Origin of the sequence: Mycobacterium sp. 23, from assembly GCF_048287075.1 — a bacterium.
GTDB lineage: Bacteria > Actinomycetota > Actinomycetes > Mycobacteriales > Mycobacteriaceae > Mycobacterium > Mycobacterium gordonae_B.
This window is the reverse complement of record NZ_JBLVUX010000005.1, coordinates 6223267-6239258: the sequence shown is the minus strand read 5'-3', so window position 1 is coordinate 6239258 and position 15992 is coordinate 6223267. Positions and strand designations below refer to the sequence as shown.

At 66.5% G+C, this 15992-nt stretch carries 13 protein-coding genes; 4 read left to right on the top strand and 9 right to left on the bottom strand.

The features are described 5' to 3' along the window. Window positions 1-22 precede the first annotated feature (22 nt). The 4 genes from ACNQS7_RS29805 to ACNQS7_RS29790 all read right to left on the bottom strand — a co-directional run bounded on the left by ACNQS7_RS29805 (window position 23) and on the right by ACNQS7_RS29790 (window position 5792). Window positions 23-1270 carry a glutamate-5-semialdehyde dehydrogenase gene (locus ACNQS7_RS29805; RefSeq protein WP_418015371.1) on the bottom strand — a complete coding sequence of 416 codons (1248 nt, stop codon included), beginning with the start codon at window positions 1268-1270 and terminating at the stop codon, window positions 23-25. After that, window positions 1270-2718 carry a mechanosensitive ion channel domain-containing protein gene (locus ACNQS7_RS29800; protein ID WP_418015370.1) on the bottom strand — a complete coding sequence of 483 codons (1449 nt, stop codon included), beginning with the start codon at window positions 2716-2718 and terminating at the stop codon, window positions 1270-1272. The genes ACNQS7_RS29805 and ACNQS7_RS29800 overlap by 1 nt, the downstream gene beginning before the upstream one ends. Continuing rightward, window positions 2718-4898, bottom strand: a complete 2181-nt coding sequence (locus ACNQS7_RS29795) for an adenylate/guanylate cyclase domain-containing protein (protein ID WP_418015369.1) — start codon at window positions 4896-4898, stop codon at window positions 2718-2720. Before ACNQS7_RS29795 ends, ACNQS7_RS29800 begins: the two co-directional genes overlap by 1 nt. Window positions 4899-5039: 141 nt before the next feature. Beyond that, on the bottom strand, window positions 5040-5792 hold the full coding sequence (locus ACNQS7_RS29790; RefSeq protein ID WP_418015368.1) for a hypothetical protein: 753 nt from the start codon (window positions 5790-5792) through the stop codon (window positions 5040-5042). A 68-nt stretch (window positions 5793-5860) separates the two neighbouring features. Here ACNQS7_RS29790 and ACNQS7_RS29785 point away from each other — a divergent pair, with 68 nt between their 5' ends. Further along, on the top strand, window positions 5861-6736 hold the full coding sequence (locus ACNQS7_RS29785) for a ribokinase (RefSeq protein WP_418015367.1): 876 nt from the start codon (window positions 5861-5863) through the stop codon (window positions 6734-6736). Between the two features lie 110 nt (window positions 6737-6846). Then, on the top strand, window positions 6847-8178 hold the full coding sequence (locus tag ACNQS7_RS29780) for an HNH endonuclease signature motif containing protein (protein WP_418015366.1): 1332 nt from the start codon (window positions 6847-6849) through the stop codon (window positions 8176-8178). 13 nt (window positions 8179-8191) lie between these two features. Here ACNQS7_RS29780 and ACNQS7_RS29775 read toward each other — a convergent pair whose 3' ends face one another. After that, the gene (locus ACNQS7_RS29775; RefSeq protein ID WP_418015365.1) at window positions 8192-10234 is read right to left on the bottom strand and encodes an NAD(+) synthase; all 2043 of its coding nucleotides are present in this window, start codon (window positions 10232-10234) and stop codon (window positions 8192-8194) included. 83 nt (window positions 10235-10317) lie between these two features. Here ACNQS7_RS29775 and ACNQS7_RS29770 point away from each other — a divergent pair, with 83 nt between their 5' ends. Continuing rightward, window positions 10318-11151 carry an NAD-dependent protein deacetylase gene (locus ACNQS7_RS29770; RefSeq protein ID WP_418015364.1) on the top strand — a complete coding sequence of 278 codons (834 nt, stop codon included), beginning with the start codon at window positions 10318-10320 and terminating at the stop codon, window positions 11149-11151. On the opposite strand, the gene ACNQS7_RS29765 is transcribed toward ACNQS7_RS29770, so the two are convergent. Both ACNQS7_RS29765 and ACNQS7_RS29760 read right to left on the bottom strand, forming a co-directional pair. Continuing rightward, window positions 11135-11299 carry a hypothetical protein gene (locus ACNQS7_RS29765; RefSeq protein WP_418015363.1) on the bottom strand — a complete coding sequence of 55 codons (165 nt, stop codon included), beginning with the start codon at window positions 11297-11299 and terminating at the stop codon, window positions 11135-11137. The genes ACNQS7_RS29770 and ACNQS7_RS29765 overlap by 17 nt on opposite strands. A 176-nt stretch (window positions 11300-11475) precedes the next feature. Next, on the bottom strand, window positions 11476-12735 hold the full coding sequence (locus ACNQS7_RS29760) for a cytochrome P450 (RefSeq protein ID WP_418015362.1): 1260 nt from the start codon (window positions 12733-12735) through the stop codon (window positions 11476-11478). A 66-nt stretch (window positions 12736-12801) separates the two neighbouring features. Between ACNQS7_RS29760 and ACNQS7_RS29755 the strand changes: the two genes are divergently transcribed. After that, entirely contained in the window at window positions 12802-13440 is a 639-nt protein-coding gene (locus tag ACNQS7_RS29755; RefSeq protein ID WP_418015361.1) for a TetR/AcrR family transcriptional regulator, read from the top strand. Window position 13441: 1 nt separating this feature from the next. On the opposite strand, the gene proB is transcribed toward ACNQS7_RS29755, so the two are convergent. Together proB and obgE are read right to left on the bottom strand one after the other, a co-directional pair. Next, window positions 13442-14542: a glutamate 5-kinase gene (proB, locus tag ACNQS7_RS29750; RefSeq protein WP_418015360.1), complete on the bottom strand. Its 1101-nt coding sequence runs from the start codon at window positions 14540-14542 to the stop codon at window positions 13442-13444. Beyond that, entirely contained in the window at window positions 14542-15978 is a 1437-nt protein-coding gene (gene obgE / locus ACNQS7_RS29745; RefSeq protein ID WP_418015359.1) for a GTPase ObgE, read from the bottom strand. Before obgE ends, proB begins: the two co-directional genes overlap by 1 nt. Between the last annotated feature and the right edge of the window lie 14 nt (window positions 15979-15992).

Sequence of the window (15992 nt, the reverse complement as noted above, 5' to 3'; positions counted from 1 at the left end):
GGGCTCCTTTTGATTGAGGAAATCAGGCCGGACGGGTGTGTCCGTCACCCCACACGATCCACTTGGTTGAGGTCAGTTCCGGCAGCCCCATCGGACCGCGGGCGTGGAGTTTCTGGGTGGAGATGCCGATCTCGGCGCCGAAGCCGAACTGCTCGCCGTCGGTGAACGCGGTGGACGCGTTGACCATCACCGCTGCCGCGTCCACCTGCGTGGTAAAGCGTTGCGCCGCAGCCAGATTGGTGGTCACGATCGCCTCGGTGTGGCCAGTGCCGTACTCGTTGACATGGGCGATCGCGGCATCCACCCCGTCGACCACCGCGACCGCGATGTCCATCGCGAGGTACTCGCGGCGCAGGTCTTCGTCACCGGGGTCCAGGTGCACGGTCACACCCGCAGCCTCCAGGGCGTTCAGCAACCGCGGCATCGCCTCCCCCGCGATCGCGGCGTCGACCAACAGCGTCTCGGCGGCGTTGCAGACGCTGGGGCGGCGGGTCTTGGAGTTCAGCACAATGCGCTCGGCGACGTCGAGGTCGGCGGCTTCGTGAACGTAGACGTGGCAGTTGCCGACACCGGTCTCGATGGTGGGTATTTGCGCATCGCGCACCACGGCTTCGATCAGGCCGGCTCCCCCGCGCGGGATCGCCACATCGACCAGGCCGCGAGCCTGGATCAGGTGGGTGACGGTGGCGCGGTCGGCCGACGAGAGCAGCTGGACGGCGTCGGCGGGCAGATCCTCGCCGACCAGGGCGCCACGCAGCACCGCGACCAACGCCTCGTTGGATCTCGCCGCGGACGAACTGCCGCGCAGCAGCGCCGCGTTGCCCGACTTGAGTGTCAGTCCGAACGCGTCGACGGTGACATTGGGACGGCCTTCGTAGATCATTCCGACCACGCCGAGCGGAACCCGCTGCTGTCGCAACTGCAGCCCGTTGGGCAGGGTGGAACCGCGCAACACCTCACCCACCGGGTCGGCCAATCCCGCGACCTGGCGCAGACCAGCGGCGATGCCGTCGACGCGCTGTGGGTTGAGCGCCAGCCGGTCCAGCATCGCGGCCGGGGTACCCGCGGCCCGCGCCGTGTCCAGGTCCTCGGCGTTGGCGGCCAGGATCTGGTCGGCATGTGCCAGCAGTGCGTCGGCGGCGGCGTGCAGCGCACGGTCTTTGTCCACCGTCGGAGTCGACGCCAGGATGCGGGCGGCTACCCGGGCGCGGCGGGCGGCATCGTGCACCTCTTGGCGCAGATCAGGCAGCGCCGGTGCTTGCAGACTCATTACCCCAGGATATCGGGCTTTCGCAGACCGGGCGCGACCGCGGTCGCTGCTTTGGCACGTTCCCGGCGGGTCACTCTCGCCTTGTTCTGCCGCTCGTCGATCAGCCGGCCCAGATCCTGCAGCAGCATCGGCTTGTCCATCACGATCTTCTCCAGATGCTCGCGCTCGATTTCCAGCGCGGTCACTTCCTCGAGCGCATAGGCGCCGGCCAGGTTCGGCTGCCTGGTCAGCGCGGTGATCCCGATGAACGAGCCCTCGGTGAGGGTGGCGAACGGCAGCACGGCGCCGTCCGCGTCGGTCACCGTCAACTGCACGCTGCCGGCCACGATGAACGCCATCGCGGTCGGCACCGTGCCCGGGTATTGCACGATCTCGTCGGTGCCGTACCGCAGGATTCGGGCGTACGGGGCCAGAAATTGCTGGTCGGCGAGCGTCAGCCGCAGTTCGGACGCGACGACGGTGCGCAGCGCTTTCATCACGCGCTCCGGTGTCGAGAAGTCGTCGTCCTCGCCGTCCAGATGCAGTTCCCAGCGACGCGCGGCGTACCAGATCCAGCGCAAGAACGTGGACTGGGTCGCGCCCTCGTCCGCCGGAGAGTGGACCCGGACCGTGGTGCGGTACTCCCCGGCGCCCAGCGCGACCGAGGTCGGTGTGGTCTCGGGCATGATCAGCGGTAGTGCGCCGGCCACCAGGGTCAACATCTCACAGACCTTGTCCGGCGGGTCCGACGTCGCGAATGTGGTGTTGATCGAGCACTTGTGCGGGCCGGCCGGGCGGCTGAGATTGGTGAACGCGGTGGTCGCCAGCATCGAGTTCGGCATGATCCGCAGGCCGCCGCCGGTCTGGATGTGCACGGCCCGCCAGTTCACCTCGATGACGCGTCCCCGGGCGGTCTGCGTGTCCAACCAGTCATTGATGCGGAACGGCTGCTCGAAGAGCATGAACAGTCCGGACACGATCTGGCCGACGGAATTCTGCAACATCAGGCCGATCACCACCGACGTGATGCCCAAGGCGGTGAACACCCCGCCGACCCGCACGCCCCAGATCACGGACAGGATCACCGCGAGTCCGAGCCCGATCAGGGCGAACCGGCCGACATCCAGGAAGATGGTGGGAAGTCGCTTGCGCCAACTGTCTTCGGGCGCGCCTTCGAACACCGTCGCGTTCAGCCCCGACAGCAGCAGCACCAGCACCAGGAAGCCGAACAACGTGGTGAGAATGCGGACCGGGATCTCGCCCGCCGGGATCTGCGAGGCCTTCACCAGGATCAGTAACAGTGCCCCGAGCGGTAACAGCCAGTTGCGGATCACCCCGACCTGGCGGGCCAGCCGATTACCCCGGCGGGTGAGGATGTGGTGCAACTCGGTCAGCAGGATCAAGCAGACCGGAAATCCGATCGCCACACCGATCGCCCAGTAGAACCAATCCGAGTTGAAGAAGTTCACTACCGCTCCGCCAACCGGTAAATGGCCTGCTCGGCCCCGCCCACGGATATCGTGCCGGCGGGCGTGAACTGGCGCGTGTCGCGCATCGCCTCGTACACCTGGGATGCCACGTAGATGCCGGGTTGCGGTGAGCCACTCTGCATCTGGTACGCGAGGCTGACGGCGGCACCCCACATGTCGAAGACGAGTCCGGACTTGCCCACCAGTCCACTGATCACATTTCCGGTGTTGATGCCTACCCGCAGCCGCAGCACATGCCGGCTCTGGTTGTTGAAGCGCTCGATGATGCGGCGCATCTCCAGAGCGAACTCCACGCTGCGGTGAATGCTGTCCAGGCGTGGTGTGACGACCCCGCAGCTGGCCAGGTAACCGTTGTGGAACGTGCGAATCCGTTCCACGCCAAGGGCTTCGGCTGCCGAATCGAACTGGCGGAACAGGTCGTCGACGATGCCGACCAGTTCGTCGCCCGCGACTTCGCTCGAGATCTCGTCGAGTCCGACGATGTCGGCGTAGATGATCGCGACGTCTTGGTGCTGCTGCGAGATGGTGGCCTCGCCCTCGCGGTACCGCTGCGCCACGGGCTCCGGCATCAACGCCAGCAGGAGTCGGTCGTTTTCTCGTCGCTGCTCGTTGAGCAGCTCTTCCTTGATCGCCAGGTTTCGGCTCATCTCGTTGAAAGCACCTGTAAGATCGCCGATTTCATCGCGCGACGTGATCGGGATGTTGACCTCGTAATCCCCGGAACTGATCTTCTGCGCGCCTTTCTCGAGGCGGCGCAGCGGTCGCACCGCCGCCTGGGCGATGACCATGGCGGCCACGGAGATAGCGAAGACCATCGCTGCGACGGCGACCGCAAGCGCCTTTGTGAACCGCCCGATTCGCGCGAAGGCATCTGAGTCGTCCCGGGTCGCCAGAATCGACCACTGCAGATCGGAATTCCGGATGTTCAGCGGCGCGTAGGCCTCCAGTTCTTTGTTGCCGGTGTAGTCGGTGCCGATCGTCACCCCGGTCTCACCACGCTGCGCCGCCTTCAGACCGGCGCTGTGCACCGGCTGCACCAACGTCGTACCGCCCAGTCGAATGGCGCGGTCCGCCACATCGGGGGCGGTGCCGGCCGCGACAACCTCACGCCGGTATTCCTTCGGATCCTCCAGAAAAAGCCTTGAATCGGAACGCATCAGACCATCGGGACCGGCGAGGTAGGTCTCGGTCGCCGCCCCCATGCCGGCGGCCTTCCACTGCTTGTTGGCGGTCATGATGTAGTTGATCTTGGCGATCGGGACCGGCAGTGCCATCACGCCATCGAATCTGCCGTCCAGGCCGATCGGCGACACCACCCATGCGGTCGGCACATCGAGCTGGGGCTGATAAGGCTCGAAGTCGGTGATCCAGACGAACTCAACATCGTTGGAGCGCAACGCTTTCAGGTACGCTTCGCGCAGATTCGATTCGCGGTAAGGCCCGGTCAGGATGTTGGTGCCAAGGTCAGGCCCCTTGTCCACGGTGTAGACGACATTGCCGTCCATGTCGAACAGCAGGGCGTCCCGGTAGTTGAACCGGCTGACGATGCTGCGCATGTAGAAATCGAAGCGAACATTGGCGGCCGTCCAGGCGCTGCCGTCACCGGGATCCACCGGCGGGTCGGTATTGGGCTTCGTCGCGGCGGTGTAATTGGCCTGAAGGTACTTCTCGGCGTTGGTTTTCGGCAGCAGAGCGTTGAGATCGAGCTCTTCGCCCGTCACCCGTTGGATGGGTTTGATCATCTGATCTTGGTAATAGTTGGCCAGCGCCTGCTGCTGTGGGCCGCTGATGGTGGCGTTGTTCAGCTGATTGAATCCGGCGGTCAGCGCGAGCACGGCCTGGTCGATGCTGAAGCCGCCGCTGTAGACGATCAGTGAGTTCGTCACCTCGCGGAACAACGCCTCGATCTGCCGCTTCTGGGACTCGCGCAACTCGATCAGCCGCTCGGACTCGACTTCGCGCAAGGCATTGCGCCCGGAGATGGCACCGATATACCCGATGACAGCGATTGACAGGATGCTCGACAACAGCAGCGCGACCAGGATCTTGGACTGGATGCTGATTTTGAAGCGGATCCGGGGCAACACGCGGCGGACGCGCTTCTTCCCCGGAGCGCTCTGCGCCTCCGCGTCCGATTCTGTTGGCTCACCCGACGTCAATCGGCTTCCCTTCTGCCAACGGTCTGTCTCGGGTCCCCGATCACGCTGCAGACTAGCTCTACCGACGGTGGATATCGGCGTTTTGGCGGAAAGTGACGCCGGCACGTGTCCGAGAATTCACCGTTCGGTGACGCCCGACTTTCAGTGGTTGGAGTGCTCCCAGTCCACCACGAACCGGTGCGCAGGATCCGAAGAGTCGACCGCACAAGGGAGTTCGAGCCCGACCGCTAGGTAGGGCACATGATCTTCGGGAATCGATTGAACGCTACGGCCGATGACTGGCGCCAAGTTCGGGAACCGAAGCTCCATCTCCACGACGTACTGCGGGGCATCGAGCAACTCAGGCATCGCCGTGGCCTCTCTGCCCAAGCTGCGCAACGTGTTTCCGGTCGGGGCCAGAGACCTGAGCACGCCTTGGACGCGCTGACCCGACGCGAGTAGTTGCGCTGCGGACGCCCATTGCCCCGACGCGCCGCCGTGGCGCTGCTTGTGCTCGTTGTATGCCGCGGCCAGGTCCGCTGCACTCGGTTGCCCGACCGTCGTCCTGCGTACCGCTTTGCGGGGCTCGATCCGCACCTTGCTCGGGTCAGCGGAGTCGACCTGGACGGGAACCACGGAACCGGGCTGCACGGAAGCCATCTGGATCGGATGGATCGCCTGTCGGACAGCCGCCTCGTACGATTCGCGGCCCGGGATCTCGACGCTGAGGCTGATCTTGCAGACATATCGGTCGTTGATCAGGGTGCCAGTCGACCGCACCGAGAGAATCCGCGCGACTCCTGTGAGCGCCTGGCCGGTGAACCGGGGCTTCCTGATCCGATACAGGCTGACGCCGATGAAGACCAGCACCAGCGCCGGGATACCCCAGCTCAGCAGTGGGGTCACGATTTCCATGACGGGACGGTAGCCGGGGTGGGGCGGCTACCGTGCCCAAGTTTCGAGCAGAATCTAGGCTCAGTGGCATGTCCGAGCGGGTCTGTGTGGTGGGCAGCATCAACTGGGATCTGACGCTCGACGTCGCCGATCTGCCGCGTCCGGGCGAGACGGTGCTGGCGTCTGCGCTGGCCTACGCGCCGGGCGGCAAAGGGGGCAATCAGGCGGTGGCGGCGGCGCGCGCCGGTGCGCGCGTGCGATTCGTCGGTGCCGTCGGTGACGATCCGGCCGGTGATCGGTTGATGGAACACCTGCGCTCGGCGGGCGTCGGGGTGGACACCGTCGTCCGTTGGCACGGGCCCAGCGGGACGGCGATCATCGTGGTCGACGCCGGTGGCGAGAACACCATCGTGGTGGCTCCGGGTGCGAACTCAGCGCTCTCGGTGTCGCCGACTTCGATCGCCGACTGCGATGTGTTGTTGACACAGTTGGAGATTCCGGTGTCGACGGCATTGACGGCTGCGCGCCATGCGCGGTCGGCCGGTGCCGTCGTGATGGTGAATGCGTCGCCTGCCGGGCAGGACGAAGAAGCGGTGGCCGAACTGGCCGGCGTTGCCGACGTGGTGATCGCGAACGAGCACGAGGCTCGTCTTTGGCCCTGGCGCAGTCAGCATTTCGTGGTCACGCTGGGTGCACGCGGTGCCCGCTACCTGGGTGTCGACGGCGAGTTCGAGATACCTGCCCCGGCCGTCGCTGCGGTCGACACCACCGGCGCAGGCGACGTATTCGCGGGTGTGCTGGCAGCGAGTTGGCCGGGTGGTGCGGGATCTGCCGATAGACGGCGCAAGGCGTTGCGGCGGGCGTGTGCGGCCGGTGCGCTGGCGACGCTGATGCGCGGCGCGGGTGATTGCGCACCGGCCGCCGCTGCGATCGACGCCGCTGTTGCTCGTCTGTCACATCAGTAACTCGAGGCGGGCGACACCAGGCCGTGGAAAGTGATATCGCCTTTGATATCAACACCTTTCGGCTCTCGCGGCGATCCGGACTTGTCAGTGGCCCTCCATAGAATTGGGGCATGGCACCGAGTACGCGCGAGGAGATCATCGAGGTCTTCAACGCACTCGACACCGCCGTTGATCGCCTGTGTGACTTGACGTTCGACGCGTTCACCACCCCGGAGTTCCTGCGCGGGATGGAGCGCCTGGAAAAGGTGCACCGGCGGATGCGCACACCCCAGCACGCGTTGATCAACCACCTCAAAACCCAGGCCACCGAGGACGAACTCGGCGGCAAACTCCCCGCAGCCTTGGCCGACCGACTGCGGATCACCAAAGCCGACGCCAACCGCCGCATCGCCGAAGCCGAAGACCTCGGCGAACGACGGGCGTTGACAGGCGAACCATTAGGGCCACTGTTGGGCGCGACCGCGGCCGCCCAACGCGATGGTCTGATCGGTGACGCGCACATCAAAGTAATTCGCGACTTCATCGCCCACCTGCCCAGCACGGTGGATGTCGACACCTGGGAGGCCGCCGAAAAAGACCTGGCCGGCAAGGCCCGTGACTTTCGCCCCGACCAGGTCGCCAAATACGCCCACGAACTGATGGCCCTGCTGCACCCCGACGGCGACTACACCGAAGAAGAACGCGCCCGCAAACGCGGCCTGACCCTCGGCCCCCAGGAATACGACGGCATGTCGCGCATCAGCGGATTGATCACCCCCGAACTACGGGCACTGCTCGAAGCCGCCTGGGCCAAACTCGCCGCCCCCGGCGCCGGCGTCCCGGACGGGCACACCGACACCCGCAGCCAACCCCAACGCAACCACGACGCCATGGTCACCGCGATCCGGGAACTGTTCGCCACCGGCGAGCTGGGCACCCACAACGGCCTACCCGTCAGCATCATCGTCACCACCACCCTCAAAGACCTCGAAGCCGGGGCGGGACGCGCCCGCACCGGCGGCGGCACCCGCATCCCGCTGCCCACCCTGATCAACTGGGCCGCCACCGCCCACCACTACCTTGCGGTCTTCGACGGCGCCAAACCCCTGGCCCTGTTCCACGCCAAGCGCTTCGCCAACCTGGCCCAGCGACTGATGCTGCTGGCCAAAGACGGCGGCTGCACCCGCCCCGGCTGCGACGTCCCCGGCTACCACACCCAGGTGCACCATGCCAGCGGCTGGACCAACACCCACGTCACCGACATCCACGACCTCACCCTCGCCTGCGGTCCGGATAACCGCCTGGCCGAAAAAGGCTGGACCACCCGCAAAAACGCCAAAAGCGACACCGAATGGCTACCGCCGGCTCATCTCGATCACGGCCAACCGCGAACAAATACCTTCCACCACCCGGAAAAACTCTTCAGACCCGACCCAAGCGAGGATGATGACGAACCCGCTTGACGCCGCACGGCACTCAGCCTTCGGGCACCTCACGCTCGATCTCATCGAGCCATATCCGCGCGGACATGTCCGAGGGCGCCCGCCAGTCTCCGCGCGGCGAAAGCGAGCCACCGTGAGAAACCTTGGGCCCGTTGGGCAATGCCGAGCGCTTGAACTGGCTGAACGAGTAGAACCGCTGTACGAAAACCTGCAGCCAGTGCCGGATCTCCGACAGCGAATACTTCGGACGGTTGCTTTCGGGGAAGCCGGGCGGCCACTCACCGCGGTCAGGGTCACTCCATGCATGCCACGCGAGGAACGCGATCTTGGACGGCTGGAAGCCGTGCCGCAACACCTGGTACAGCGAAAAGTCCTGCAGTGCATAGGGACCGACCTTGGCCTCACTGCTCTGCAGTTCCTCTTCCTCTCCGGCCGGGACCAGCTCAGGGGTGATCTCGGTGTCCACCACCGACTGCAGCACATCGGTGACGTCCTTTTCGAACTGGCCCGAGGAGATGACCCACCGAATCAGGTGCTGAATGAGCGTCTTGGGCACGCCGCCGTTGACGTTGTAATGCGACATCTGGTCGCCGACACCGTATGTCGACCAGCCCAGCGCGAGCTCGGAGAGGTCTCCGGTGCCCAGCACGATGCCGCCCCGCTGGTTGGCCAACCGGAACAGGTAATCCGTGCGCAGGCCGGCCTGCACATTTTCGAAGGTCACGTCGTAGACCTTCTCGCCACGCGCGAAGGGATGGCCGATCTCCTCGAACATGCGCTTGGCGGTCTCGGTGATATCGATTTCCTCGAAGGTGATGCCCAGTGCCTCACCCAACTTGACGGCGTTGCTCTTGGTGTGGTCCCCGGTGGCGAAACCCGGCAGGGTGAAACCCAGGATGTCGCTGCGCGGCCGGCCCTCCCGGTCCATCGCCTTGGCCGCGACGATCAGCGCGTGCGTCGAATCCAGCCCCCCGGAGACACCGATGACCACCTTCGGATAATCCAGCGCCCGCAGCCGCTGCTCCAGCCCGGCGACCTGAATGTTGTAGGCCTCGTAGCAATCCTGTTCCAGCCGTTCGCGATTGGACGGCACGAATGGGAAGCGTTCGACGTCGCGCAGCAGACCGATGTCACCGTCGGGCGGGTCGACACGGAATTCGATGCGGCGGAACGTGTCCGTGACCGCTCGATGGTGGCGCCGATTGTCGTCGAACGTGCCCATCCGGAGCCGCTCGGAACGCAGCCGCCCGGTATCGACGTCGGCGACCGAACGGCGCTCGCCCATCGGGAAACGTTCCGACGACGCCAGCTCGGTGCCGTTCTCATAGATCATGGTCTGACCGTCCCACGCCAGGTCGGTCGTCGACTCACCCGCGCCCGCCGCCGCATACACGTAAGCGGCCAGGCATCGAGCCGACGCCGAGCGGGCAAGCAGGCAGCGGTCTTCTGCCCTGCCGATGGTGATCGGGCTGCCGGAAAGGTTTGCCAGCACGGTGGCCCCCGCCAGGGCCGCCTCGGCGCTGGGCGGCACCGGCACGAACATGTCCTCGCAGATCTCGACGTGTAGCACGAAGTCGGGCAGGTCCACCGCGGTGAACAACAGGTCCGGACCGAACGGAACGTCCTCACCAGCGATCCGGATACTGCCCCGCTCACCGTCTCCCGGTGCGATTTGGCGGTACTCGTAGAACTCCCGATAGGTCGGCAGATAGGACTTGGGCACCACCCCGAGCACCACGCCGCGGTGGATGACGACCGCGGTGTTGTAGATGCGGTGCAGGTGCCGCAGCGGCGCGCCGACAACCAGCACCGGAAGCAGGTCGGCAGACGCCGTCACGACCTCATGCAGCGCCTCTTCCACGGCGTCGAGCAAGGCATCCTGCAGCAGGATGTCCTCGATGGAATATCCGCACAGTGTGAGTTCCGGGAAAACAGCCAGCGCCACGCCGTCGTCGTGGCACTCGCGCGCCAACCCGAGAACCGACGCGGCATTGGCCGCCGGGTCGGCGATCGAGGTGTGGTGCGTGCACGCAGCAACGCGCACGAACCCGTGTCGGTATGCGGAGTAGAAGCTCATCGCCCTCCATTCTCGCGTTACTGTCGCATTTCCGACGCCAGGGTCGGGTGACGGGGTGCCAACTAGTGCTTAGGCTCGATGGAGTGGAATCTCCGGAACTCATCGCACTGCTGTCCGGCCGCCGGATCGCAGTGCTGACGGGCGCGGGCCTCTCCACGGACTCGGGCATACCCGATTACCGCGGACCTGACTCCCCGCCGAGCAACCCGATGACGATCCGGCAGTTCACGTCGGATCCGGTATTCCGGCAGCGGTACTGGGCGCGCAACCACCTGGGCTGGCGGCACATGGACAACACGCAACCCAATGCCGGACACCGGGCGCTGGCCGCCCTGGAACGCGCCGGAGTGGTCAACGGGGTCATCACCCAGAATGTCGACCTGCTGCACACCAAGGCCGGCAGTAACAACGTCATCAATCTGCACGGCACCTACGCCCGGGTGGCCTGCCTGAGTTGTGGCCACCGCATGAGTCGCGCCACGCTGGCAGAACAGCTCGAAGCGCTCAACCCCGGCTTCATCGAGCGTTCCGAAGCTGTCGGCGGACTGGCGGTGGCCCCGGACGCGGATGCCGTCGTCGCCGATACCGCCTCTTTCCGCTACGTCGACTGCCCGCGCTGTGGCGGCATGCTCAAGCCCGACATCGTCTACTTCGGCGAGAGCGTTCCCAAAGACATTGTCGAGCAGGCTTATTCACTGGTCGATCAGGCACAGGCGCTGCTGGTGGCCGGGTCGTCGCTGACGGTGTTCTCCGGTTACCGGTTCGTGCGCCACGCCGCGGCCAACAACATCCCGGTGGCCATCGTCAATCGCGGCCGCACCCGGGGTGACGACCTGGCCGGCGTGACGGTCGACGGTGGTTGTTCCGAGATACTGACGCTGCTGGCCGGCGAGCTGGTGGTCAGCGCGCCCTTCTGACCTCGGCGACGAACTGGCGTCCCCGGTTGTCGACCACCTGCCACGAGTACGGGCCGATCATCCGGGGATGACCGAGCATGTAGACGGCCTGCCGGGCGTCCTGCTCCCGCTCGATACCGTCGACGCGCATGCCGTGAGATGTTGTCAAAGCCCACATGGTTCTCTCCGATTCCGGCTTCCTTCGCTGTTGCGAAAAGCTTTTCGGAGGCGCCTGTGCGGATCCTCGTGAGATCCTCAACGTTTTCTAGAAGCGGCTTTCCGGAGCGACCGCCGGGCACAGTGCGCCACGAGCGTGCGCGACTGTAGTCCTGTCGGCCCGGGCTGTCAGAAAGTGCAGGGCATGCTGCGGATCGCGTGGATGAAATTGCCCGGCACGTAAACCGGTTCGCCCGCCGCGATGTCGGGGAGTTGGCTGAGCAGTTCATCGAAGATGGCGCGCAACTGCGCCCGGGCGACGTGCGCGCCGAGGCAGAAGTGTACGCCTCCGCCGCCGAACCCCAGGTGCGGATTGGGGCTGCGGCTCAAGTCGAAACGGCCGGGCTCGTCGAACGCCTCTTCGTCCCGGTTGCCGGACGCGTAGAACATCACTACCTTGTCCCCCGCCTGGATCCGCTGGCCGCCCAGCTCGAAATCCGTTGCGGCGGTGCGGCGAAAGGTCATCACCGGAGTGGCCCAGCGAACGAATTCCTCGACGGCGGTGCCGATCCGGTCCTCGAAAGCCGCTTGCAGCCAAGCTCTTTCGCCCGGAAAGTCGGTCAGCGCCCGCAGGGCGTGGCTGGCGGTCTGCCGCGTGGTGTCATTGCCCGCCACGGCCAGCAGCACAAAGAACGCGGCTACGTCGGCATCGGAGAGCCGATCGCCGTCGACCTCGGCGTTCACCAGGGCGCTGAACAGATCTTCGCCCGGGTTCTCGCGGCGCTCGGCGGCCAGCTGGCCGGCGACCTGGTGCAGGTACATCTGGTTCTCGAACACCACCTGCAGCGGTTCGCGGCCGGCGAGATACTCCGGGTCCGCCCAGGAAACCAGCGCATCAGCCGCGTGCGCCACCTGCTGGCGCTCGGACTCCGGAATACCGACCATGTCCGACAGCGTCCGGATCGGCAGTTCCTTGGCGCAATATTCGACGAAATCGGCACCACTGCCGGCTTCCCGCAGCTCCTCGACGATGGTCTTGGCGTTGGCCTGGATGGATTGCTCGATACGGCGTACCTGCCTGGGCGTGAACGCCGCGCTGACCAGCTTGCGCAGCTTGGTGTGCCGCGGCGGGTCCATCGCCAGGAAGGACTGCGACGCTTCGAGCAGTTCCTCGGGGATGCTGGCGAACATCACCCCCTTGCCGGACCGGAAGACGTCGTTGTTGCGACTGACCGCGACGATGTCGGCACGCCGGGTGACCGCCCAGTAACCGGGGTCGTCGGGGTCGTCCATCAACGTGTCTTTGACCGGGGAATGCCAGCTCACCGGACGCTCCGCGCGCAGCACCGCGAACGAGCGTTCCCGTTCCCGCGCGGTGGTCGCCCAGAACTGTGGCGAGGACAGGTCGATCGCGTCGTAGGTACGGTCGTTCGCGCACGTCGCTGTCATGGACGTGACCCTATGGCTAGACACATTGTCTAGTCAATATGTCCTCGTCACCGTTATGCTCTACGAATGCCGTCGGTCACCCGCAAGCCAGCTGCGCGCCAGGACCGCCGGCAGCGGCGCGAACACATGGAGAGCCGGCTGCTGGACGCCACTGAACGGCTGATGCGCGACGGCGCCAGCTTCACCGAACTCAGCGTCGATCGCCTGGCCGGTGAGGCCGGCATCTCGCGGGCCAGCTTCTACATCTACTTCGAGGACAAGGGCCACCTACTGCGCCGCCTGGCGGCCGCGGTGTTCGACGACCTGGCCGCCGCCGGTGATCGGTGGTGGTCGGTGGCCGACCGGCGCGACCCCGGGGACCTCAGGGCGGCGATCACCGGCATCGTCGCCAGCTATCGCCGCCACCAGCCGGTGCTCACCGCGCTCAGCGAAATGGCCGGTTACGACCCGTCGACCGCCCAGACCTACCGCGACCTGCTGACCGCGATATCGCAGCGCGTGCACCGCGTCATCGACGGCGGCCAGGCCGACGGCTCGATCCGCCCCGGCATCACGGCAGCCGCCACCGCCAGCGCGCTGACGCTGATGGTGGAACGGGCCTGCCAATTGACTCTGCCGGCGCAACCGCCGGACGACGATGCCCCACTCATCGACACGTTGGTCGAAATAATCTGGGCCGCACTGTATCTCAAGACCGCCCAGTGAGTTACACGGCCACCAGATCGTCGGCGTGCACCGCGGGCCGGCGCATCTCGCCGGGCAGGTCCGAGGTGGAGCGGCCCATGACCGTCGCAAGCTCGGCCGCGTCATACGCGACGACACCGCGCGCCACCACGGTGGCGTCCGGTCCGCACAGTTCGACGACGTCGCCGCCGAAGAATTTCCCCGACACCGCGACGATGCCCGCGGGCAGCAGGGAGCGCCGCTGCCCGATGACCGCCCGCACGGCGCCCGCATCCAGTGTCAGCGAGCCGGTGGATTCGGCGGCGTAGCGCACCCAGAACCGGCGCGCGGACATCCGTTCGGCGCGCGGCGCGAACACCGTGCCCACCGAGGCGTCGGTGAGCACGGTCGCGGCGTCGGACGCCGGCGCCAGCAACACCGGTACCCCGGCGTCGGCGGCCAGTAGCGCCGACGACATTTTCGAGGCCATGCCGCCGGTGCCGAGATGGCTACTCTGGCCCGCGACCACGCCGTCCAGGTCCGCCGGTCCGGACACCTCCGGAATGAATCTGGCGCCCTTGAACTTTCGTGGATCGGCGTCATAAAGGCCATCGATGTCCGACAGCAGCACCAACGCGTCGGCACCTATCAGGTGCGCCACCAACGCCGACAGCCGGTCGTTGTCGCCGAAGCGGATCTCGTTGGTGGCCACCGTGTCGTTCTCGTTCACGATCGCCACCGCGCGCAACGCGCGCAGCCGGTCCAGAGTGCGCTGAGCGTTGTTGTGCTGCACCCGCATCGCGATGTCGTGCGCGGTCAACAGCACCTGGCCCACGGTGCGGCCGTACCGGGCGAAAGCGGTGCTCCAGGAGTTCACCAGGGCAACCTGCCCGACACTGGCCGCGGCCTGCTTGGTCGCCAGATCCTTCGGCTTACGCGCCAATCCGAGCGGCTCCAGTCCGGCGGCAATGGCACCCGAGGACACGATGACGACGTCGGAACCCGCCTGCATCCGCGCCTCGATCGCATCGGCGAGCTCGGCCAGCCGGCCGGCATCGAACTTGCCCGACTCCGTGGTGAGGGCGGTGGTACCCACCTTGACAACGATGCTGCGCGCGGTCCGGATGCTCTCCCGATGCGTCATCAGCTGTCGCGCTCGCGGCGTTGCCGCCGGGCGGCCTTGCGTTCGGCGGCACCCACCCGGTCGGAGCGTTCCAGACGCACGTCGGTACCCCGGCCGGTCAACGGAACCTGGCCTCCCGCAGGGGTTTGCGGCTCCCAATCGAAGGTCATTTCACCGATGGTCACCGCGCAGCCGGGACGGGCGCCCTGCCGCAGCAGCTCGTCCTCCACGCCCAGCCGGGCCAACCGGTCGGCGAGATAACCGACGGCCTCGTCATTGTCGAAGTTCGTCTGTCCCACCCAGCGTTCCGGCCGGGTACCGGTCACCACGAATCCGCCCTCGCCGTCGGGTTCGACCGAGAAACCACTCTCGTCCACCGGGACCGGACGGATCACCTGACGACGCGGCACCACAGCGGGCCGAGCGGCGTTGTATTCCGAGACCATCTGCCACAGCCCGAAGATCAACGGCTGCAACCCTTCCCGGGTCGCTGTCGACACCAGGAACACCGGCCAGCCACGCTCGGCGATCTCGTCGCGGACGAACTCGGCGAGCTCGCGGGCCTCGGGCACGTCAATCTTGTTCAGTACCACCGCCCGGGGCCGCTCGGCCAGGTCACCCAACACGGCGTCGCCCTGCAAGGTGGGAGTGTAGGCCGCGAGTTCGGCTTCCAGCGCGTCGATGTCGGAGATCGGGTCGCGCCCCGGTTCGGCCGTGGCGCAGTCCACGACGTGGACCAGCACCGCGCAGCGCTCGATGTGGCGCAGGAAGTCCAGGCCCAGACCGCGGCCCTCGGAGGCGCCGGGGATCAGTCCGGGGACGTCGGCGACGGTGAAGGAGTGCTCACCGGCCGACACCACGCCGAGGTTGGGCACCAGCGTGGTGAACGGGTAGTCGGCGATCTTGGGCTTGGCCGCCGAGATCACCGACACCAGCGACGACTTTCCGGCCGACGGAAACCCGACCAGGCCCACGTCGGCGACCGTCTTGAGTTCGAGGGTGAGGTCGCGTTCCTGTCCCGGCTCCCCGAGCAGCGCGAACCCGGGGGCCTTGCGGGCGCGGGAAGCCAGGGCGGCGTTCCCCAGACCCCCGCGGCCGCCGGCGGCAGCCTCGAACCGGGTGCCGGCGCCGATCAGGTCGGCCAGCATGCGTCCGTTCTCATCGAGCACCACGGTGCCGTCGGGGACCTTGACTTCCAGGTCTGCGCCGGCGGCGCCGTCCCGGTTGTTACCCATCCCCTGCTTGCCGGACGGCGCGGTGACATGCGGGCGGAAATGGAAGTCGAGCAGGGTGTGCACCTGTGGGTCGACGACGAAGACGACGCTGCCGCCGCGGCCACCGTTACCGCCGTCCGGACCGCCGAGCGGCTTGAACTTCTCGCGGTGGACCGATGCGCAGCCGTTGCCGCCGGAACCCGCTCGTGTGTGAATGACCACCCGATCGACGAATCGAGGCATCGGGCTTCCCCTCA